The following is a 21,765-nucleotide window of genomic DNA, read 5'->3' on the forward strand; positions in this document are numbered from 1 at the left end:
ACAAACGGTTTCTCTTCTCAGTATGCGCGCTGGGGAGAGTCGGTGGTGGGGTACTCGCCGTCCCAAATGACGCGGCGGAACTTCAGCGGGTCGGTGTTGCCCTCGGTGGAGAACATGAGCACCTGGCTGAAGCGGTCCAGCTCCAGGGCCTCCCGCAGGTCCTTGTAGGTGTCGTCGGACATGATGGCGTCCAGCACGCCCATGCCCACGGCGCCCGACTCGCCGGAGATGACCACCGGGTCGCCCTTCACGGGCACGCCCAGCATCCGCATGCCCTTGGCGCTCACCCAGTCGGGGCAGGAGACAAAGGCGGTGACGTGGTTGCGCAGGATGTCCCAGGACAGGGTGTTGGGCTCGCCGCAGGCCAGACCGGCCATAATGGTCTGGAGGTCGCCGGTGACGATGCGGGGCTTGCCGTCCCCGGCCACAGCGCCCTTATACAGGCAGGCAGCGGCAGCGGCCTCCATGACCACGAATTTGGGCGGGTTGTTGGGGAACAGGTTGGTGAAGTAGCCCACCACGGCGCCGGCCAGAGAGCCCACGCCGGCCTGGACGAACACGTGGGTGGGGCGGTTCACCTCGCACTGGCGCAGCTGCTCGGCGGCCTCGCTGGCCATGGTGCCGTAGCCCTGCATGATCCAGGAGGGGATCTCCTCGTAGCCCTCCCAGGCGGTATCCTGGACGATGACGCCGTGCTCGGTCTGCTCGGCCTCGGCGGCGGCCATGCGGACGCAGTCGTCGTAGTTGACGTCCTCGATGGTGACCTTGGCGCCCTCCTTGGCGATGTTGTCATACCGGGACTGGCTGGAGCCCTTGGGCATATGGACCACGGCCTTCTGGCCCAGCTTGTTGGCCGCCCAGGCCACGCCCCGGCCGTGGTTGCCGTCGGTGGCGGTGAAGAAGGTGGCCTGTCCGAACTCCTTGCGGAAGGCCTCGCTGGTGAGATAGTCGTAGGTCATGTCGGACACGTCCCGGCCCATCTCCTTGGCGATGTACCGCGCCATGGCGAAGGAGCCGCCCAGCACCTTGAAGGCGTTGAGCCCGAAGCGGTAGCTCTCGTCCTTGACGTACACGCCGCCAAGACCCAGGTATTTGGCCATGCCGTCCAGCTTGGCCAGGGGGGTGATGGAGTACTGGGGGAAGCTGCTGTGGAAAGAACGGGCCTTGGCCACGTTGTCCAGAGCCATGATGGACAGCTCCTTGTCATCGCTCTTGGGCATGTGGTTGAGTGTCCAGCGGATGGGGTCTTTCATATGCCTCGCCTCCGAATAAAATCTGTTGAATGCAGACAGATTAAAACCTTTATGGCCCTATCATATCATGCCCGGGCCACAAGTCAAGGGGTTTGCTAAAAAATTTTTGTAATGCCAAAAATATTTTTAGATATTTGGCGATTTTGCCATATGCATTTCGGTTGATACCTTTTTGATTTGGTGTTAAGCTATATAAAAAGAGGCAAAGGGACCTGGGGAAAGACCCAATTAGAGTAAGGAGGCTTTTTGCCATGTATACCTTCATCGTCAACGGGAAAACCGTTTCCACAGAGCGGGACGAGCGCCTGCTCACCTTCCTGCGGGAGGAGCTTGGGCTCACCTCAGTCAAGAACGGATGCTCCGAAGGCGCGTGCGGCACCTGCATGATTCTCATTGACGGCAAGGCCACCAAGGCCTGTGTCCAGAAGACCTCCAAAATGGAGGGCAAGCGGGTCATCACCTGCGAGGGCCTCACCGACCGGGAGAAAGATGTGTACGCCTACGCCTTCACCCACTGCGGCGCGGTGCAGTGCGGCTTCTGCACTCCGGGTATGGTCATCAGCGCCAAGGGTCTGATCGACGCCAACCCCAACCCCACCCGGGACGAGGTCAAGTTCGCCCTGCGCAACAACATCTGCCGCTGCACCGGCTACAAGAAGATCGAGGACGCGGTGCTGCTGGCGGCCAAGATGTTCCGGGAGGGCAGCGAGGCCCCCCACGAGACCTTTACCGGCAAAATCGGCGAGAACCTGCCCCGGGTGGACGCCCCCGCCAAGGCCATCGGCACCGCCGAGTACGCCGACGACATCCGCATGGAGGGCATGCTCTTCGGCGGCGCGGTCCGGTCCGACTACCCCCGGGCCATCATCAAGGGGATCGACATCAGCGAGGCCCTGGAGGTGCCCGGGGTGGTGAAGATCGTCACCGCCGCCGACCTGCCCGGCCAGCTGAAAGTGGGCCACCTGAAGCGGGATCAGTGGGTGCTGGTGCCCATCGGCGGCGAGGTCCACTTCTGCGGCGACCCCATCGTGCTCATCGCCGCCGAGACCACCGAGGCCCTGAACCAGGCCAAGGCCCTGGTGAAGATCGACTACGAGGTGCTCAGGCCCGTCCTCACCCTGGAGGAGGCCATGGCCCCCGACGCTCCCCAGCTTCAGGAGGGGGGCAACTGCTTCGCCCACGAGCATCTGGTCCGGGGCGACGCCGAGGCCAAGCTGAAGGCCAGCAAGTATGTGGTCACTACCAAGTACCACACGCCCCCCACCGAGCACGCCTTCCTGGAGACCGAGACCGCCGTGGCCGCCCCCCAGGGCCAGGGCGTGGTGGTCTACTCCGGCGACCAGGGCATCTACCAGACCCGCCGGGAGTGCGCCGACGCCACCGGCCTGCCCCAGGAGCTGGTCCGGGTGGTGGCCAAGTGCGTGGGCGGCGGCTTTGGCGGCAAGGAGGACATGTCCGTCCAGCACCACGCCGCCGTGCTGGCCTACCTGACCCAGCGGCCCGTAAAGGTGGCCATGACCCGCAAGGAGTCCATGCTCTGCCACCCCAAGCGCCACGGCTTTGAGATGGAGGTCACCACCGGCTGCGACGAGAAGGGCCGCCTCACCGCCATGATTGCCATCCTGCGCACCGATTCGGGCGCCTTCGCCTCTCTGGGCGGCCCGGTGCTCCAGCGGGCCTGCACCCACGCCGCCGGCCCCTACAACTACCAGGACATCATCATCGACGGCAAGGCCTACTATACCAACAACCCGCCCTGCGGCGCCTTCCGGGGCTTCGGCGTGACCCAGAGCTGCTTTGCCGCCGAGTGCAACCTGAACAAGCTGGCCGAAATGGTGGGCATCACCCCCTTTGAGATCCGCTACCGCAACGCCATCCGGCCCGGCCAGGTGCTGCCCAACGGCCAGATCGCCGACGAGGGCACCGCTCTGGTGGAGACACTCAACGCCGTGCGGCCCTACTACGAGGCCAACCCCAAGGCGGGCATCGCCTGCGCCATGAAGAACGCGGGCCTGGGCGTGGGCATCCCGGACACCGGCCGGGTGACCCTCCATGTGGAGAAGGGCGTGGTCCACGTCCGCACCTCCGCCGCCTGCATCGGCCAGGGCATCGGCACCATCACCTGCCAGATCGTCTGCGAGGTCACCGGCCTGCGGCCCGACCAGGTCACCTGGGATACGCCCGACACCTCCATTGCCCCCAACTCGGGCAACACCACCGCCTCCCGCCAGACCCTGTTCACCGGCGAGGCCACCCGCCGGGCGGCCACCGAGCTGAAGTGGGCCCTGGAGGGCCGGGACCTGTCCGCCGTGGAGGGCGTGGACTTCCACCAGGAGTACACCGGCATCACCGACAAGCTGGGCTCCCCCCGTCCCAACCCCATCAGCCACATCGCCTACGGCTATGCCACCCATCTGGTGGAGCTGGACGACGACGGCAAGATCAAGCGGGTCATTGCCGCCCACGACGTGGGCCGGGCGGTGAACCCGGTGAGCGTGGAGGGCCAGATCGAGGGCGGCGTGGTCATGAGCCTGGGCTACGCCCTCACCGAGGACTTCCCCCTGAAGGACGGACGCCCCACGGCGGTGTACGCCTCCCTGGGCCTGTTCCGGGCCAACCAGACCCCCGACGTGAAGGCCATTATTGTGGAGAAGAACCACTCCGAGCTGGCCTGCGGCGCCAAGGGCATCGGCGAGATCTGCTCCATCCCCACCGCGCCCGCCGTGCAGCTGGCCTACTACAACTACGACGGCAAGTTCCGCACCAGCCTGCCTCTGGCCGACACGCCGTACAGCAAGAAAAAGAAGTAAATCTGTTTCATAGACGACGGCAAGGCCGGCGGATTTCTCCGCCGGCCTTGTTTTTTTCAAGCCTTCCCCCGTGGGGGAAGGTGGCTGGCCGCAGGCCAGACGGATGAGGGGAAATCTTTCGGACTGTTCCGATCCTTTAGAGGTCTCCCTTCGGGGAGGTACTTTTCTCCGGCGAAAAGTACCCAAAAGCCGCCGGGGACACAGGGGCGGAGGGCCCTTTCAGGGCCAAACGCCCCCGTTTCCCCGGCCCCCTTTCGGAGTACGTCCGGCGGCGGTGGTATCCAATGACCCGCCGAATTTGAGAGCAGTTACCATGCCGGTTCGGTCGTCCCGTGTCGTTACTGCATGGCCCGAGCAGAGTCACCCGCCCAGACTTGAAAGCTGCTGCAATTCAAGGAGCGTTCTCAATGCCGCACGGAGTCTCTGCGCCGTGTTTCAGTCTCTGCCCGAGGCAAGTGAGATGGCTGCTTTTCGGGGGCCCCACACGAGCCCAGCGGAGGGAAAACGGGGGCCCCGCGGAAGGCGGAATGCCTTTCGTGGGGAGAGCCGGAGCAGTGGAGCGAGTGAGGCCTGCCGCTTGCGGCAGGCCGAGGGATGCGGAACTTGCGACGGCGAGGGGAGAGGACGAGCAGCGGAGTGAGCGAGGCCTGCCGCTTGCGGCGGGACGAGGGATATAAATCTTGCGAGGACGAGGGGGGAAGGTGGCATTTGCGAAGCAAATGACGGATGAGGGGAGCGCCTCCGGAGCGTGCCGCAGTCCCCCTCATCCGTCTCGCTGACGCTCGACAGCTTCCCCCTAGGGGGAAGCCAAAAAAGAACGGCTGACCTTGGTCAGCCGTTCTTTTTCTCGTACTTCTTCAACAAATCCTCAATGGCCTCGTCCAAAAGCCGGGATTTTGGCACTCTTGTCTCTTCAGAGAGTTTATTTAATTGAGGCACAAGCTCATTTTTCAGCGAAGATACAAACCGTGTCCGGTTTACAAGCACACTTTCCGCCACTTGATATCCTCCTACACACTATATAGACACTATTTTGCTTTATATAGTGACTATATCATGTCCATTTTCTTTTCTCAAGTGGGTTGCATATAGTGCATTAATGGTATATATTAAGTGCAGAGGTGATACATATGTCTCAAAAAAACGAAGCCAAGACCTGCGCCCAGTGCCGTCATTTTCGGCGGCACTATGTGTGCCAGGGCGGACGGCGGTTCGTGCCGCTGGACCGAGGCCACTGCGCCGCGCCCCGCCTGCGGGACAAGGACGCGGACACCCCGGCCTGCGGGCGGTTTTCCGCCGCCTCCGGCCGGTCCGAGGTGAAAAAAGGAGAAAATGGGGACGGCTGAACGCCGTCCCCGTTTGTACTGTGTTCAGTTTAGCAGCGCCCGGTACTCCTCTTCGGTGCGCACCCGGCCCACCGCGGACAGGGATACCCTGGAGAAGTCGAACATCTCCTCCGCCAGGGCCCGCACGTCGGCGGCAGTGACGGCGTCGTAGGCGGCGATGATCTGGTCGGGGGTGAGCACCTCCCCCATCATCAGCTCGCTGCGGCCCAGGTGGGCCATGCGGGCCTGGGTGGACTCCAGGCCCATGAGCACGTTGGCCTTGGACTGCTCCCTGGCCCGGTCCAGCTCCTCCTGGGTGACGCCCCCGTCCCGGAAGTCCTTCACCGCGCCCACAATGGTGCGGATGGCCGCCTCCTCGGTCTCCCGGCCCAGGGCGGTGTAGACGGCGTAGAGGCCGGTGTCGGCGTGGCCCGCGCCGTAGGAGTAGATGGAGTAGCACAGCCCCCGCTGCTCCCGCACCTGCTGCCACAGCCGGGAGGACATGCCGCTGCCCAGGATGGAGGACAGGAGCTGGAGGGCAAACCGGCGGCTGTCCCCGTAGGACAGGCCGGGGAAGGCCAGGGTCAGATGGTTCTGCTCGATGGCCTTTTTCTTCACGGTGACGCAGGGGGTGTATACCGCCGCTTTGGGCTGGGGCAGCCCGCCGGCAGGCATGGCGGAGAAGCGGGCCGTCAGGTCGTCCACATCCCGCTGGGTAAAGCTGCCCGCCAGGGCCACCACGATGTCCCCGGCCAGGTAGTGGGAGGTCATGTACGCCTTCAGCCAGGGGCCGGTCATCTTCTCCAGGGTGGCCTTCCGGCCCAGGATGGGCCGGGCCAGGGCGGAGCCGTGGTACACCCCGGCGGCCAGCCGCTCGGCGCACAGGTCCTCCGGGTTGTCCTCATACATGCCGATCTCCTCCAGCACCACGCCCCGCTCGGTCTCCACATCCTCCTGGGCGAACTTGGAGGAGAAAAACATGTCGCACAGGATGTCTGCCGCCTGGGGCAGGTGGGTGTCCAGCACCCGGGCGTAGAAGCAGGTGGACTCCTTGGTGGTGTAGGCGTTGATCTGGCCCCCCACCGCGTCCATCTCTCCGGCCAGGTCGGCGGCGGTGCGGCGGGCGGTGCCCTTGAAGAGCATGTGCTCGATAAAGTGGGCTGCGCCGTTCTCCGCCGCCTTCTCCTGGCGGCTGCCGGTGCCCACATAGATGCCCAGGGCCGCCGAGCGGACGGCGGGGACGTGCTCGGTGAGGATGCGCACGCCGTTGGGCAGGGTTATTTTTTCATATGTCAAAGCTGGAAGGCCTCCTGATCTTCGGATTCTCTCTCTAGTATAGCCGGGGCAGGGGACCGTTAGCCCCTCGGTCGGCGTTCTTTTTATTCTACCACATCCCGCTCCGCTTGTCAGGAAAATTTAAGCTTTCCCGGGCTTTCCGCCGTTTGGTTACAAAATAAGCCTTTCGTATATGTAAAAAGTGTTTAAATGTATACGGTATTTTGTGGGATTTATCATTGTAATTTCACTAATACTTCTATATAATTCCAAATGGCGCTCAAATTATCTGATTTCCAGATTTTGTGTGGGTTTGAACAAGAGAGGAAGGATTGTTGTGAGGAATTCCCATCCCCTGCGCAGGGGTCTGGCCGCTGTGCTCGCCGCCCTGACCCTGACCCAGTGCGCACCCCTGACCGCCTCCGCCGCCTGGTGGTCCTGGTCCAAGGAGACCACCGCCGTGGAGGAGACTGTCGCTCCCCTTTCCGCAGAGGTCCAGCTCCAGGACGGCACTGCCATTATTCCCGCTGATTCTGACAATGCCGCTGTGAAGCAGGCCCTGTTTGATGCCCTTGTGGTGAACAAGGAGGGCGTGGACCCCCAGAGTCTTGACTGGGAGTACTACTGCACCGGCAAGAACGGTCTGCTGACCAACGACGCCTGGGGCTCTGTCAACGGCTTTACCAGCGAAAAAAAGGTGGTATTCGTCACCACCACCTACACCCATCCCGCCCTGGTGAACAATGATGACGGCAGCTATCAGGTCCGCATTAAGGGCACTACTGAGGAAGTCACCCTGACCAAGGCCGCCAAGCTGTCCTCCTCCATTGTCCTGAACGAGGGCTGCTCCGTGGCTCTGCCCTACAAGGATGACGGCACTGTCAACTATGACGCCCTGCGGGAGTCCATCTTTGACGCCGTAGTGAACACTGAAAACTCCACTCCCGCCGGTCTCACTGCCAGCGATGTGACCATTGAGTACTACGCCACCGCCGATTCCGGCTCCCTGGGCAGCATGGGTAAGGCCTGGATGCCCCTGGAGGGCGGCAGCGACGGCCTGCTGACCTACCCTGCCATCTCTGCCGGTGACCAGCAGATCCGCGTCTCCTACGCCGATACTGACACCGTCTACGGCACCTCCGCCGAGACTGCCGTCACCTTTACCGAGCGTACCGCCGGTTCCATCGTGCTGAAGGCCGGTCAGTCTGCGGGCCTGACCTACAAGGCGGACGGCACTGTGGATTACGATGCCCTCCGCTCCGCCATCTTCAACGCCGTGGTGGACTCCACCACCCCTGAGCTGACCCTGAGCGATGTGACCATCGAGTATTATGCCCAGGCCGAATCCGGCTCCCTGGGCAGCATGGGCAAGGCCTGGATGCCCCTGGAGGGCGGCAAGGACGGCCTGCTGACTTACCCTGCCATGACCCTGGGCAACGACCAGCAGGTCCGCATCTCCTGGGGCGGCAACGGCAGCTACACCGCCGCCTCCGCCCAGACCACCGTTAACATCGTGGAGGGCCGGGAGCAGGTGCCCTACACCCTGAAGACCACCCCCGACGACGTGACCCTGGCGGTGGACGAGAGCCTGGCTGTGGACTATGCCGCCCTGAAGACCGCCATCTTTGCCGCTGTGGTGGAGCAGTCCGACGTCCTCAGCGTCAGCAACGTGACCATTACCTACTACACAAAGGCGCTCACCGATGTCGACGCCAAGTATGTGGCTCTGGAGGGTGAAAAGGGCACCATTCTTAACTGGCCCGCTATCTCCGCCGGTGATCAGAAGATCCGCATCTCCTACGCCGGCGACCAGACCTATGCCCCTGTCACCATTGAGGCCACCGTCACCGTCAAGGACCGTGAGCAGGTCCAGTTCGTCCTGAACGAGGGCCCCTACGAGGTGGGCATGAAGTTCACCGCCGACCAGGGCTATGACTACGCCGCCACCGCCGCGGCCATCTACGACGCCGTGGTGGCCTCCACCGTCAACCCCCAGAACCTCACCGCCGCCGACGTGACCGTGGAGTACAACGCCGGTCTGACCGGCTTCAAGCCCCTGAACGAGACCGACGTCACCGGCCTGGTGAAGTTCGGCGAGGGCAAGTGGGAGATCCGCATCTCCTGGGCCGGCAACCAGACCTACCGCGGCGGCTCCACCACCGTGGAGGTGACCACCACCGACAGCCGTCTGGCCAGCGTGGTGACCCTCAAGAGCGGCGTGTCCTTCACCTACAACATGGACCCCGCCGTCATGGAGCAGGCCATCTTCGACAACCTCATCGACTGGGACAACTCCACCCTCCCCGCCCGCGAGACCCTGACCATCGACAACTTCACCATCGAGTACAAGGCCAAGCTGACCGACGCCGAGACCGGCGTGGACGTGGACCTGAGCGACCTGGAGGGCATTCTGGGCAAGCTTCCCGGCCTGGGCGACCTGGTCACCAGCGACGCTCTGACCCAGTGGGTGCCCATCGAGGGCAAGGAGTACAAGGTCCTGGGCCAGCTCATCGGCGCCTTCCCCCAGATGGGCGCGGGTGAGAACCAGGCCGTCCGGATCACCTACAACGGCGGCGCTGAGTACAAGCCCAGCTCCTCCGAGGGCACCGTCACCGTCAACAAGGCCAAGGTCACCGTGTCCGTCCACTCCGACAATATCTACGCCGGCGACCCCATCCCCGAGGGCTTCATCACCACCACCCCCGCCGACAAGTTCGACATGTACACCATCTACGCCGGCATCACCAGCAATGTGACCACCGGCATCTACCTGGACCTGCCCGACCGCTACACCGCCGAGGGCTCCCTGATTCTCAAGCTCATCGACGAGGCCCTGAAGGCCGCCGGTCAAAAGACCCTGACGGAGATGCTCAACGAGGGCGTCACCGTGGGCGAGCTGCGGGAGCTGTTCAACACCCAGGGCCTGCTGGACCTGCTGGGCAAGCTGAACATCGACACCGGCACCTTCGGCCAGATCATGACCGTCATCAACAAGCTGCCCGGCATCCTGGACAGCGTGCGCATCTCCTTCGGTACCCCCAGCCGGGCCGGCCTGTACACCGTGGCCGTGGTCACTGACAGCAAGAACTACAACACCGGCGTGGGCATGGGCTTCCTGCTGGTGCGGATGCGCCTGAGCGGCTCCAACCTGACCTGGAATGCGGACATTCCCGGCGGCAAGCTCACCGCCGAGGAGGCCAAGAGCTTCGACTTCGGCGCTACCCTCAGCTATAACGGCGATGTGAGCATCGACCAGAGCAGCGTCCACTACCTGTACTCCGGCTTTACCAGCAGCTGGCGGATCTACTCCTCCACCACCACCCCGCCCACCGAGCCCGGCCGCTATGTGGTCACCGTGTGCATCCTGGGCGGCAACTACCTGGCCGCGCCTCTGACCCGGAGCTTCCAGATCACCAAGTAAACACAACTTCATAAGAAAATGACCGCCTCCGGGCGGTCATTTTCTTATGCCTCTCTGCTGCTGAAATACAAAAAACCGGGCGGACACATGGTGTCCGCCCGGTCTGTGTTTTATCCGGTTTTCTTACTTGGCGCTCTGACCGGCGGCCTGCTTGGCCTTGATCTCCTTCAGGGCGTCCTTGTAGGACAGGTTCACGCGGCCCTTCTCGTCGATGTCGGTGACCTTGACCCAGATCATGTCGCCGATGTTGACCACGTCCTCCACCTTATTGACCCGGTGGTCGGCCAGCTTGGAGATGTGGACCATGCCGTCCTTGCCGGGGGCCAGCTCCACGAAGGCGCCGAAGGTCAGGATGCGCACCACCTTGCCGTAGTACAGCTGACCCACCTCGGGGACGAACACGATAGTGTCGATCATCTTCTTGGCGGCGTCGCAGGCCTCGGCGTTGGGGGAGGCGATGTGGATGGTGCCGTCGTCGTCGATGTCCACGGTGGCGCCGGACTCGGCGCAGATCTTCTGGATCACGCTGCCGCCCTTGCCGATGACCTCGCGGATCTTGTCCACGTCGATCTTCATGGTGATCATCTTGGGGGCGTACTTGCTCACCTCGGCCCGGGGCTCAGAGATGCAGGGGAGCATGATCTCGTCCAGGATGGCGTAGCGGGCGTCCTTGGTGATCTCCAGGGCCTGCTTGATGATCTCGTGGGTGAGGCCGTCGTTCTTCAGGTCCATCTGGATGGCGGTGATACCGGCCTTGGTGCCGGCCACCTTGAAGTCCATCTCGCCGTGGAAGTCCTCCACGCCCTGGATGTCGATGAAGGTCTGGAAGGAGCCGTCGTCGTCCTGGATAAGGCCGCAGGAGATGCCGGCCACAGGGGCCTTGATGGGCACGCCGGCGTCCATGAGGGCCAGGGTGGAGCCGCAAATGGAGCCCTGGGAGGTGGAACCGTTGGAGGACAGGACCTCGCTCACCACCCGGATGGCGTAGGGGAACTCGTCCACGCTGGGCAGCACGGGCACCAGAGCCCGCTCAGCCAGGGCGCCGTGGCCGTACTCGCGGCGGTTGGTGGAGCGGGGCGCCTTGGCCTCGCCCACGGAGTAGGGGGGGAAGTTGTAGTGGTGCATGTAGCGCTTCTCGTCTTCCTCCCAGATGGTGTCCAGCTTCTGGGACGCGGCCAGGGTGTTCAGGGTCGCCACGGACAGGACCTGGGTCTGGCCGCGGGTGAACAGGCCGGAGCCGTGGACCCGGGGCAGCACGCCCACCTCGGCGCTGAGGGGACGGATCTCGTTCTTGGCGCGGCCGTCCACCCGGTGGCCCTGGAGCAGCCAGGCCTTGACGATCTTCTTCTGGAACTTGTAGGTGAACTCCTCCAGGTACTTGTCCATCTCGGGGTACTCCTCCAGGTAGTCCTCGTGCCACTTGTCGATCATGGCGTTCCAGCGCTGCTCGCGGATGTTCTTGTCGTCGGTGTCCATGGCGGCCTTGGCCTCGTCCATGTACTTGTCCACGATCTTGTCGAACAGCTCCTGGTTGAAGTCGGCGTGGTCGTACTCCATCTTGGGCTTGCCGATCTGGGCCACGATGTCGTTGATGAAGGCCACCTGCTTCTTGATCTCCTCGTGGGCCTTCACGATGCCCTCGTACATGATCTCGTCGGGGATCTGGTCGGCGCCGGCCTCGATCATGACCACCTTCTTCTCAGTGGCGGCCACGGTCACGTCCATGCGGGAGGTCTTGCGCTGCTCCTGGTTGGGGTTGAAGACGATCTGGCCGTCGCAGTAGCCCACCTCCAGGCAGCCGATGGGGCCGGCGAAGGGGATCTCGGAGTAGCTCAGGCAGGCGGACACGCCGATCATGGCGGTGACCTCGGGGGAGCAGTCGTAGTCCACGCTCATGACGGTACAGGTGATGCACACGTCGTTGCGGAAGTCGTAGGGGAACAGGGGGCGGATGGGCCGGTCGATGAGGCGGGAAGCCAGCACGGCGGGCAGGGAGGGACGGCCCTCGCGGCGCATGAAGGAGCCGGGGATACGGCCCACGGCGTACAGCTTCTCCTCAAAGTCCACGCTCAGGGGGAAGAAGTCCACGCCGTCCCGGGGACGGGGGGAGACGCAGATGGCCACGTGGACGGTGGTGTCGCCGTAGCGCACCAGGGCGGCGGCGTTGGCCAGCTCGGCGGTCTTGCCCACCTCGATGGAGAAGGGGCGGCCGGCGATCTCAGTCTTAAAGATCTTGTGGTTGGGGAACTGCTTGTGGGTGATGACGGTAGACATGGTGGTCCTCCTTTTCGTTGGTATTGGCCAGCGTCCGGGCCGTCTCACCTTTTAGCATTTGAACCCGGGTCTGTGTTCTTCAGGCCCATGTTCAACTGCTAAAAAAGCGCTCCGGCCCAGCGGGGCCTGTGGATAGGTTCGCGCCGTCCTCCCGGAGGAGAATGGCAAGATAGGGTGGCGTGGCTTGACCACACCACCCTATCATAATGGTTGTTACTTACGGATGCCCAGCTTGGCGATGATGGCGCGGTACCGCTCGATGTCCTTGGCCATCAGGTAGTCCAGCATCTTGCGGCGCTTACCGACCATCTTCAGCAGGCCACGACGGCTGTGGTTGTCGTGGGTGTGGATCTTCAGGTGCTCGGTCAGCTCCTGGATGCGGGCGGTCAGAATGGCGATCTGGACCTCGGGGGAGCCGGTGTCAGTGGGGTGAGTGCGGTTGGCCTCGATCACGGCCGTCTTTTCGTCCTTACGGATCATGGGAAAAGTTCCACCTTTCAAATAAATTGCCCGGCGGCTGAGTAACGGGTGGGCGGACCCCCGCGGATACGCGGCAATTGTCCCGAAACTAAGCGGCAGGCGTCTTGCGCACATTTGCGTGCCATGGTAGTCTATCATATTTTGCCCACGATGTAAAGGGAAAAATCACAATTTTCAGGGTTTTCTCCCTTGTTTCCGTCCGGTGAGGCCTACTGTCCCGGCAGGTCGTTGGGCCTGGGCACCCCGGCGGCCTCCCGGGCCTCGTCGGTGCCGATGTAGGTGAGATTGGTGAAGACGGCCTCCAGCCTGCGGTCGGGGTAATGGGCGTCCAGGAACTGCGCCACCGGCCCGGCAGGAGGGATGTCATGCTGCCGCTGGTTCATCCGGCCCAGGGCGGCGGAGGTGAGGCCGATATCAAAGGCCATCAGCGCCGCCAGCACCATGGTGAGGGGGCGGCCCGCCCCGTTTGGGATCTTCCCGATCCAGCGGCACGCCGCCGGGTAGGCACACTTGACCCACAGCACCGCCGCCACCCCCCAGAACAGGGAGAAGACCAGGTTCACCCGGCCGTTGATGTTGAAGGGCAGGTGGCTGTAATCCCAGAAGCAGGCGCCGAAGAGCACCTCCTGGAGCCAGGAGCAGGCGTACTCGTACGCCGCGCCCAGGGCGGTACCCGCCAGCAGGATGAGGAGGGAGCTGCGGCGGGCCAGGCGGTGGAAGCACACCGTGAACAGCACCGCCCCCAGGCCCCACACCAGGGAGAAGGAGCCGTAAATGACCCCGCTGCGGTTTTGCAGCTCCCCGCGGGTGAGGAGCATGAAGGCCGTCTCCACCAGGCAGCCCAGGAAGGAGACGCCGAGGAAAATCCAGAAGAGCTTATAAAAATTCACGCCCCGGGCAAAAAAGCCGGGGGTATTCTCCGGGGAGACGGCCTCCGCCTGCCGGGGGCCGGAAAGGGCCGCGGTCTGCTGTTGTGTCATGGGAGAAACTCCTTTCTCTGTCCAGCGCCCTGGAACTGTGGATATCATACCACCCGGCCATTGGGTTCAACATAAAGGAAGTATTAAATTTTCATTTAACTTTTCCCCTGAAAACTCAAAATTTCGACCTTGGAAAGGGTTTTTGTCCTCTGTCCGGCCGCGAAAAATGTCCCCGCCGCCCGAAACGGGCGGCGGGGACGGATCATCTGACGGCAGGCTCATTTGATGCGGAAGGTCTTCTCCGCCCGGTTCCACACCACGGCCAGGGCCACGGCGCTGTACGCGACGGTGCACGCCACCACCGCCAGGGTGAATACCCCGGTGGGCTGCTTGACCTGGAGGCACATCCAGCATACAAAATAGACCACCCAGTTAAGAATACCGAAGAAGGGGTTCTTCACCGCCAGCTGGGCGGTGTAGGGCTGGAAGATGTAGTAGAGGAACAGGGGGTGGACCGAGAAGAACACGGCCAGGCTGAGCACCGCCAGGCAGAACAGGGCCAGAGCGCCGCTCAGAGGCGCCCCCGCGGCCAGGGTGACGGCGGCGGCGCCTACGCAGATGGCGGCGGCCACCAGCAGGTTGCGCCTGGCCACCTGGCCCAGCCGGATGGTGAAGTTGCGCAGAAGCACCTTCCGCTCCCGGTACCAGCCGTACCGGAGAAGGGAGATGTCGCAGTTGTAGAACATGGCCTTGCAGATGCGCTGGCCCAGGGTGTTGCAGATGAGATACATGATGAACACGAAGATGGGCAGGAACCGGGTGGGGAACTCGGCCATGAGCCCGGTCATGGTGTCCGGGGCGAAGAGCACGCCGCCCAGCCCCACCAGCACTGCCGCGGCCACAATGCCCAGGGCGTACTTCACCGGCCGGTTCAGCAGCCGCCGGTGGCGCAGGAAGAACAGGCCGTTGAGGTAGGCGTACCCCTTCAGGGCGGCGATGCGGCCCCCGGCGTCCTCCGCCCGCAGGTCGGATTCCTTCATCTGCACATCCCGGAAGGCAGCCTGGGCGGCGTTCTGCTTGGCGGCGGCGGTGGACACGTTCTCCGCCCGGCAGGTTTTCCACACCAGGGCCTGATAGTGGGGATAACGGAGGAGCCAGATGCCCGCCCAGGCCCCGCAACCCACCGACGCGATGTACACCGCCGGGTTGAAGAGGAACCGCTCCATGGGCAGGGGGGTGGGCAGCAGCAGGGTGGCGTAGGCCCCGCCCAGGGCCGTCACGGTGACGGCCGCGATGTACCAGAAGCTCTTGCCCGGCTGCTTCTCCCAGCGGTCCCACACCCACACGTGGAACAGCTCGCCGATGCACCGGAAGGCGGCCAGCTGCACGGTGAGCAGCAGCCCCGCCCACCAGCCGGGGCCAAGCAGGGCGGCGAACACAATCAGGGCCGGGGTGAAGGTCACAAAGGACTGGAGGTGCTCCCGCCCGGCGGTGGCCGCCAGGCTGGCCCGGGCGCTCATGCCCATCTGCCGCACGCAGGTGTACTTCACCAGGCTGGCGGTGAGGATGTTGGACTGGAGGAAGGCCCCACCCAAAAAGCTGAGAAAGAACAGGGCTGTGAGGAAGCTGAGCCACAGCGTCTCGGGCTGGACCTCCTCCCCCAGGAACAGCGTGGCGGGCAGCAGGCAGCAGAGGAACAGGTAGATGAACTTTCCGGCAAAGGCGGCGATGAGCTTCAGCACCTCCACCACGGCCATGAGCCGCTGCTTGCCCGCCGAGGCGGCGTACACCCGGTCGGGGAACAGGCGGCGGATGAGGGGGATCTTCTTGAGCCAGAAGAGGAAGCGGTTGCAGCTCATGGCCGACTGCACCCGGAACACATTCCGCATGTCCTTAATCATGGCGGTCCTCTTCTTTCAGCAGCTCCACCACCCGGTTCTCGAACTCAGGCGTGTGAATGATGGCCGGGTCCACCTCCTCCAGCACGCCGTGGTGGAGGAGGACGATCTCGTCGCACAGATCGGCGGCCAGCTGGAGGATGTGGGTGGAGAAGAGGATGATGTGGTCCTCCTTCATCTCGATGAGCAGGTCCTTCATCTCCTTGGCGGCCACCACGTCGAAGGAGGTGAGGGGCTCGTCCAGCAGGATGACCGGCGGCCGGGCGATGAGGAAGCAGAGCATCTGCATCTTGTTCTTCATGCCGTGGGAGTAGTCCTTCATCAGGCGGCAGCGGTCCTCGGCGTCAATGCCCACCAGGTCCAGCCAGTCGTCGGGAGTGCGGCCGGTGGGGTCCTTGCCGGCGTTGATCTCCTGGAAGAACTTCACGAACTCCCAGCCCGTCAGGAACTCGGGCACCACCGGCGTGGACAGCACATAGCCCACGTCCCCCTCGGCCAGGGGGCGGCGCGCTCCGTCCCCGTCCTCCACGCAGAAGGCGCCGCCGTCGGGCGGGAACTCCCCGGCCAGACAGTTCATCAGTGTGGTCTTGCCCGCGCCGTTGCGGCCCAGCAGGCCGTAGATCCGGCCCTGCTGGAAGGAGAAGGACGCGCCCTTGAGCACCTGCTTCTCCCCAAAATGCTTTTCGATCCCTTCCAAGATGAGCTTCATACGTCTCTCTCTTTCCGCCGCCTTCCCGGGCGGCTGTCTCTTGTTACAGCTCCTTCTGGAGCCTGACCAGCTGGTACATGTAGATCACGAAATGGGCCAGGTAGGCCAGCATCACCACAACCATCACCGCCATGGGCACGTCCATCACCAGCAGAATGACCCACTGGATGATAAAGATGGGGGTGGTGGCCAGCATGACACGGTGAGCGGCAATGCCCCGGATCAGCTGGTTACGCTCGTCCTTCTCCTCCCGCTCCGCCGTCCTGCGGGCCTTTTCGTTGCGGCGGTAGTGCCGGGCAAAGAGGGCCTTGACCGTCAGCAGAGCGCCCAGGGCGCCGCCCGCGCCGGACAGCAGGCCGCCTGCCAGCGGGGGCAGCTTCACACCCAGATTGTCCCCCACCAGCACCAGCAGCACCGCCAGCCAGCTCACCGCCGCGCCGATCCAGTACAGAATTTCCTTATTTCTCTCCCTGTTCTTCATAGAGAAAGACCTCCTCAATGGTGGTGTGAAACAGCCGGGCGATCTTGAAGGCCAGCAGGATGGACGGGTTGTACCGCCCGTTCTCCAGGGACCCCACTGTCTGCCTGGATACCTCCAGCGCCTCGGCCAGCTCCTCCTGGGTCATGCCCCTGGCCTTCCGCAGCTCCTCCAGCCGGTTTTTCACGTTTTCGCCCCCTCCAAAATGGAAAGTTCACTTTCCGTCCTGTGGCCCCAGTATAGTCCCGCCGCCCTATTTTGTCAAGTTAACTTTCCATTAAAATCATCTTTACAAAAATACAGGACAGCGGATGCCGCAGCACCCGCTGTCCTGAGACAGAGACATGATTCATACAGGCAGCGCGCCAGCCACCCGCTCCCGCCGTAAGTCATACAGCACACCGTCCTGCGCCACATAGTAGGCGATAGGCCCGGCATAGTACTTCCGCGCATCCGGGTAGTCCCGGTAGGGGTTGGACTCGCCGCCCTCCAGACAGATCAGGGTGGCCCGGTCCATAATCAGGTACCCCTGGGCAGAGAGCACCAGGATATGGGACGCCTCACCCCGCAGGTTATACAGCAGCTCCATGGAGGCGGCCTCTCCCATGTCCCGCATCTCCAGCGCAGCGGCCGCCTTGTCCCGCTCAACTCCGGTTATGGCCGGGCCGCCTTCTGGCTCTCTCACGGTGGCTGTGGCGCACAACAGCAGTCCGGCCAGGATGCACAGGGCCGCCAGCCTGTGGCCGGTTCTTCGTCTCATATCCACACCCCCTTTTTCAATTCCATTATAGCAAAATAGGGGACGAATTTCACCTCTTACTGCTGCTTTTCGTCCAAAAAACAGGCGCCCGCAGAAACGGGCGCCTGTTTGGCGGTGTTATGAGAATTTCTTACTGCTCCGCTTTCACAACAGCGGCGCAGCGGGGGCAGAGCTCGGGGTGGTCGTGGTCCTCGCCCACGTGCTCGTTGTACATCCAGCAGCGGGCGCACTTGGCGCCGGAGGCCTGCTCCACCTGGACGGTCAGGCCGGGGACGGCCTCGCCCTTGTAGCCCTCGCCGGAGCCGATGACGGCGTCCACGTGGGAGACGATGCAGATGGTCTCCAGGTCGTGGGTGTCGAAGCCGCCCAGGGGGCCCTTCCACAGATCCTGGGCCTCGTCGCCGTCAAAGTACAATGTGACGGAGGCCTCCAGGCTCTTGCCGATGCGCTTCTCGCCGCGGGCGATCTCCAGGGCCTTGTTCACGTCGGTGCGCAGGGCCATGGCGGCCTCCCAGCGCTCCGCGTCGGCCTGGGGCAGGGCCAGGGCCTCGTCAAAGTCGGGCATCTCGTTGAAGAGGACGCACTCGGCGTCGGCGGTCTTGTCGTGGGGCATGGCCTGCCAGATCTCCTCGCTGGTGAAGGCCAGGATGGGGGCCACCAGACGGGTCATGCCGTCCAGAATCCGGTACAGGGCGGTCTGGGCGGAGCGGCGGCCGGCCTCGTCGCCGCAGTAGAGGCGGTCCTTGATGATGTCGAAGTAGAAGTTGGACAGGTCCACCACGCAGAAGTTGTACAGGCTGCGGTAGACGCCGTGGAACTCGTACTTGTTGTAGAAGCTGCGCACGGTGCGGGCGAGCTCATTGAGCCGGGACAGGGCCCACTTGTCCAGATCCATCAGGTCGGCGTAGGCCACGGCGTCGGTGTCCGGGTCAAAGCCGTTCAGGCTGCCCAGCATGTAGCGGGCGGTGTTGCGGATCTTCAGGTAGGCGTCGGACAGCTGCTTCATGATCTCCTTGGAGATGCGCATGTCCTGGGTGTAGTCGGCGGAGGCCACCCACAGGCGGAGCAGGTCGGCGCCGTAGTCCTTGATGACCTCGTCGGGGGACACGGCGTTGCCCAGGGACTTGTGCATGGCCTTGCCCTCGCCGTCCACGGTCCAGCCGTGGGTGGTGATCTGCTTGTAGGGGGCGATGCCGTTGACGGCGATGGAGGTGAGCATGGAGGACTGGAACCAGCCGCGGTACTGGTCGCCGCCCTCCAGGTACAGGTCGGCGGGGTACTTCAGGTAGGGACGCTCGGCGGCCACGGCGGCCCAGGTGGAGCCGGAGTCGAACCACACGTCCATGATGTCGGTCTCCTTGGAGAAGTGGGCCTTGCCGCACTTGGGGCACACGAAGCCCTCGGGCAGCAGGTCCTTGGCCTCCCGCTCGAACCACACGTTGGAGCCGTGCTCCCGGAAGAGCTCAGCCACGTGGGCGATGGTCTCGGGGGTGACGATGTCGGCGCCGCAGTCGTCGCAGTAGAAGATGGGGATGGGCACGCCCCACACGCGCTGACGGCTGATGCACCAGTCGTTGCGCTCGGAGATCATGGAGATCATGCGCTCCTTGCCCCACTCAGGCTTCCACTGGATGGAGTCGCAGGCCTTGACGGCGGCGTCCTTGATGGCGTCCACGGAGCAGAACCACTGCTCGGTGGCCCGGTAGATGATGGGGTTCTTGCAGCGCCAGCAGTGGGGGTAGGAGTGGGTGATCTTCTCCTTGGCCACCAGGAAGCCCTCTTTCTCCAGGTCCTCCACCACCATGTCGTTGCCCTTGGCGTAGAACTGGCCGTTGTAGCGGTCATCGGTCATGACGCCCTTGGCGTTGACAGGCACGGGGACGCCGATGTGGGTCAGGCCGGCCTTGTCGTACTGCTGGCAGATCTGGAAGTCCTCGGCGCCGAAGCCGGGGGCGGTGTGGACACAGCCGGAGCCGGCGTCCAGGGTGACGTGGTCGCCGTTGAGGATGACGGACTCCCGGTCGAACAGGGGGTGGGTGGCGGTCATCAGCTCGAACTCGCTACCCTTCAGGGTGGCCAGCACCTTGCAGGCGTCGTAGTCGATATGGGCGGCCTTGCACACGCTCTCGGCCAGGTCCTTGGCCAGGATATATACCTCGCCGGCGGGCACCTGGAGGAGCACGTAGTCGAAGTCGGCGTTGAGGCAGATGGCGAAGTTGCCGGGGATGGTCCAGGGGGTGGTGGTCCAGATCACGAAGTAGGTCTTGGACAGGTCGGTGTACTGACCCAGCTTGCCCTTGTCGTCCCGCACGGGGAACTTGACGAAGATGGTGGTACAGGGGTCGTCGGCGTACTCGATCTCGGCCTCGGCCAGGGCGGTCTGGTCGTGGGGGCACCAGTACACGGGCTTCATGCCCTTGTAGATGAGGCCCTTCTCGGCCATCTTGCCAAAGACCTCGATCTGCTTGGCCTCAAACTCGGGCAGCAGGGTGATATAGGGGTTCTCCCACTCGCCCAGCACGCCCAGGCGCTGGAACTGGCTGGTCATCTTGGCGATATAGCTCTCGGCGTACTCCTTGCACTTGGTGCGGAACTGGGCGGTGGTCATCTCGTCCCGCTTCACCTTCTTGTCCTTGAGGACGGCGGACTCGATGGGCAGGCCGTGGGTGTCCCAGCCGGGCACGTAGGGGGCGCACCAGCCGGTCATGTTCCGGTGCTTGACGATCATATCCTTGAGGATCTTGTTCAGGGCGGTGCCGATGTGGATGTTGCCGTTGGCGTAGGGAGGGCCGTCGTGGAGGACGAAGGTGGGCTTGCCGTCGTTCTTCTTGATCAGCTTGTGGTAGATGTCCTTCTCCTCCATGGCCTTGAGCATATCGGGCTCACGCCGGGGCAGGCCCGCCCGCATGGGGAAGTCTGTCTTGGGGAGATGGATGGTCTTGTTGTAATCCATGGTTCTCTGCGCTCCTTATTGTGATGATGAAAGATTCAAAGGGAACAAAAAAGCGCCCCTGTCTCCCAAAAGAGACAAAGGCGCAAACCTCTGCGGTACCACTCTTCTTGCCGCAGGCATGCTGCGGCCGCTCAAGCCGGCGGATAACGGCGCCGCCCGTACCGGCTTAGTGGGGTCAGGCCCGTTCAGCCGGAGGCTCCGAGGTGATTTTCGTCCGTCCGCCTCTCCGCCTTTCACCAAAACGGCGGCTCTCTGGGCAGGTTGGGCCGGACTACTCCTCCTCTTCCTTGCGTTTGCTGTATGAAAAGAAAACACGGAGAAACACCCATAAGGGTGTTTCTCCGTGTATCTTACCTGTTTTCCCCGGTTATGTCAAGGGGAATCACTTGATTTCGTAATCTTTTCCGAATTTCAGGTTGCTGAAGTCGATGCGGCGGGTGGGGGAGTCGTCCTCGTCCTCCTCGTCCTCGTCCCGGCGGCGGGCACGGCGGTCGCCACGGTGATCCCTGTGCTCCCGGCGCTCCGGCTGTTCCGGCTGCTCCTCCTTGTCCTTCCGGTCCATGCCCAGCAGTTCGGCGTACAGGCCGCCGTCCTCCTGGCTGTCGTCCTCGCCGCTGTCCTGCTCCGGCTCGTCCTGAGGCTCCTCGTCCTCCACCTTGGGCAGCTCGCCGGTCTCCTCCTCCACGATCTTCTCCATGGAGGACTGGATGTCCCGGGCGGTCTGGTCGGTCTGGCTGGGGGCGGGCGCGGTCATCTGGGACAGGCTGTTGAGATAGTCCATCTCATGCTGATAGAGCTCCTTCAGCTTGGCCACGTAGGCGGCGGTGGACTCCTTGGCGGCGTTGAGGCGCATCTGCTCGTTCTCCAGCTCCTGGCGCAGGCCGTCGATCTTGGCCCGGGCCTCGCCCTCGGCGGTGCCGATGAGCCGGTCCCGCTTCTCCTCCGCCTCACGGACGATCTCGTCCGCCGTCCGCTGGGCGGCCAGCAGGGCCTTGCGCATGCCCTCTTCGGTGGAACGGTACTCCTCCACCTTCTCCACCAGCACCTTCATCTTGCTCTTGAGGAGGGCATTCTCCTTGTACAGGGCGGTGTAGTCCTCGGTAAGCTGGTCCAGGAACTCGTCCACCATGGCCATATTGTAGCCGCCGAAGCTGGCCTTGGCAAACGCGTGCTGAGAGACCTCCTGCGGTGTCATCATATCCAATTCCC

At 63.5% G+C, this 21,765-nt stretch carries 16 protein-coding genes and 1 other annotated feature; of the genes, 3 read left to right on the plus strand and 13 right to left on the minus strand.

Going from position 1 to position 21,765, the window contains the following annotated elements:
- Nucleotides 1–17: 17 nt before the first annotated feature.
- On the minus strand, nt 18–1,253 hold the full coding sequence (dpaL, locus tag WMO64_RS07645; protein ID WP_294517948.1) for a diaminopropionate ammonia-lyase: 1,236 nt from the start codon (nt 1,251–1,253) through the stop codon (nt 18–20).
- 251 nt (nt 1,254–1,504) lie between these two features.
- Between dpaL and xdh the strand changes: the two genes are divergently transcribed.
- Nucleotides 1,505–4,063 carry a selenium-dependent xanthine dehydrogenase gene (gene xdh, locus WMO64_RS07650; RefSeq protein WP_294517950.1) on the plus strand — a complete coding sequence of 853 codons (2,559 nt, stop codon included), beginning with the start codon at nt 1,505–1,507 and terminating at the stop codon, nt 4,061–4,063.
- 831 nt (nt 4,064–4,894) lie between these two features.
- On the opposite strand, the gene WMO64_RS07655 is transcribed toward xdh, so the two are convergent.
- The gene (locus WMO64_RS07655) at nt 4,895–5,062 is read right to left on the minus strand and encodes a ribbon-helix-helix domain-containing protein (protein WP_294517952.1); all 168 of its coding nucleotides are present in this window, start codon (nt 5,060–5,062) and stop codon (nt 4,895–4,897) included.
- A 131-nt stretch (nt 5,063–5,193) separates the two neighbouring features.
- On the opposite strand from WMO64_RS07655, the gene WMO64_RS07660 reads away from it, so the two are divergent.
- Complete coding sequence (locus WMO64_RS07660; protein WP_294517955.1) at nt 5,194–5,409, plus strand: hypothetical protein; 216 nt, start codon at nt 5,194–5,196, stop codon at nt 5,407–5,409.
- A 24-nt stretch (nt 5,410–5,433) separates the two neighbouring features.
- Here the strand turns inward: WMO64_RS07660 and WMO64_RS07665 are convergent, their stop codons facing one another.
- Nucleotides 5,434–6,684, minus strand: a complete 1,251-nt coding sequence (locus WMO64_RS07665; protein WP_349231597.1) for a M16 family metallopeptidase — start codon at nt 6,682–6,684, stop codon at nt 5,434–5,436.
- 316 nt (nt 6,685–7,000) lie between these two features.
- On the opposite strand from WMO64_RS07665, the gene WMO64_RS07670 reads away from it, so the two are divergent.
- Entirely contained in the window at nt 7,001–10,084 is a 3,084-nt protein-coding gene (locus WMO64_RS07670; RefSeq protein WP_349231598.1) for a hypothetical protein, read from the plus strand.
- Between the two features lie 123 nt (nt 10,085–10,207).
- Here WMO64_RS07670 and WMO64_RS07675 read toward each other — a convergent pair whose 3' ends face one another.
- From WMO64_RS07675 to WMO64_RS07720, 10 genes are all read right to left on the minus strand, one after another.
- The gene (locus WMO64_RS07675) at nt 10,208–12,358 is read right to left on the minus strand and encodes a polyribonucleotide nucleotidyltransferase (protein WP_349231599.1); all 2,151 of its coding nucleotides are present in this window, start codon (nt 12,356–12,358) and stop codon (nt 10,208–10,210) included.
- Nucleotides 12,359–12,571: 213 nt separating this feature from the next.
- The gene (gene rpsO / locus WMO64_RS07680; protein ID WP_294517964.1) at nt 12,572–12,838 is read right to left on the minus strand and encodes a 30S ribosomal protein S15; all 267 of its coding nucleotides are present in this window, start codon (nt 12,836–12,838) and stop codon (nt 12,572–12,574) included.
- A gap of 209 nt (nt 12,839–13,047) precedes the next feature.
- On the minus strand, nt 13,048–13,818 hold the full coding sequence (locus tag WMO64_RS07685) for a putative ABC transporter permease (RefSeq protein WP_349231600.1): 771 nt from the start codon (nt 13,816–13,818) through the stop codon (nt 13,048–13,050).
- Between the two features lie 218 nt (nt 13,819–14,036).
- Nucleotides 14,037–15,659 (minus strand): hypothetical protein, encoded by a 1,623-nt coding sequence (locus WMO64_RS07690; protein WP_349231601.1) that lies wholly within the window; start codon nt 15,657–15,659, stop codon nt 14,037–14,039.
- Nucleotides 15,652–16,365, minus strand: a complete 714-nt coding sequence (locus tag WMO64_RS07695) for an ABC transporter ATP-binding protein (RefSeq protein WP_349231602.1) — start codon at nt 16,363–16,365, stop codon at nt 15,652–15,654. Before WMO64_RS07695 ends, WMO64_RS07690 begins: the two co-directional genes overlap by 8 nt.
- 43 nt (nt 16,366–16,408) lie before the next feature.
- Nucleotides 16,409–16,846: a hypothetical protein gene (locus WMO64_RS07700; RefSeq protein WP_349231603.1), complete on the minus strand. Its 438-nt coding sequence runs from the start codon at nt 16,844–16,846 to the stop codon at nt 16,409–16,411.
- The gene (locus WMO64_RS07705; RefSeq protein WP_349231604.1) at nt 16,824–17,030 is read right to left on the minus strand and encodes a helix-turn-helix transcriptional regulator; all 207 of its coding nucleotides are present in this window, start codon (nt 17,028–17,030) and stop codon (nt 16,824–16,826) included. The genes WMO64_RS07700 and WMO64_RS07705 overlap by 23 nt, the downstream gene beginning before the upstream one ends.
- 162 nt (nt 17,031–17,192) lie before the next feature.
- Nucleotides 17,193–17,603 (minus strand): hypothetical protein, encoded by a 411-nt coding sequence (locus WMO64_RS07710; protein WP_349231605.1) that lies wholly within the window; start codon nt 17,601–17,603, stop codon nt 17,193–17,195.
- A gap of 130 nt (nt 17,604–17,733) precedes the next feature.
- Nucleotides 17,734–20,556, minus strand: coding sequence for an isoleucine--tRNA ligase (gene ileS / locus WMO64_RS07715; RefSeq protein WP_349231606.1), 2,823 nt, complete (start codon nt 20,554–20,556; stop codon nt 17,734–17,736).
- Between the two features lie 67 nt (nt 20,557–20,623).
- Nucleotides 20,624–20,853: a binding site (T-box leader), on the minus strand.
- A gap of 85 nt (nt 20,854–20,938) precedes the next feature.
- Complete coding sequence (locus WMO64_RS07720) at nt 20,939–21,754, minus strand: DivIVA domain-containing protein (protein WP_349231607.1); 816 nt, start codon at nt 21,752–21,754, stop codon at nt 20,939–20,941.
- Nucleotides 21,755–21,765 lie beyond the last annotated feature (11 nt).

This window comes from Pseudoflavonifractor intestinihominis (genome assembly GCF_040096055.1).
Lineage (GTDB): Bacteria > Bacillota > Clostridia > Oscillospirales > Oscillospiraceae > Pseudoflavonifractor > Pseudoflavonifractor intestinihominis.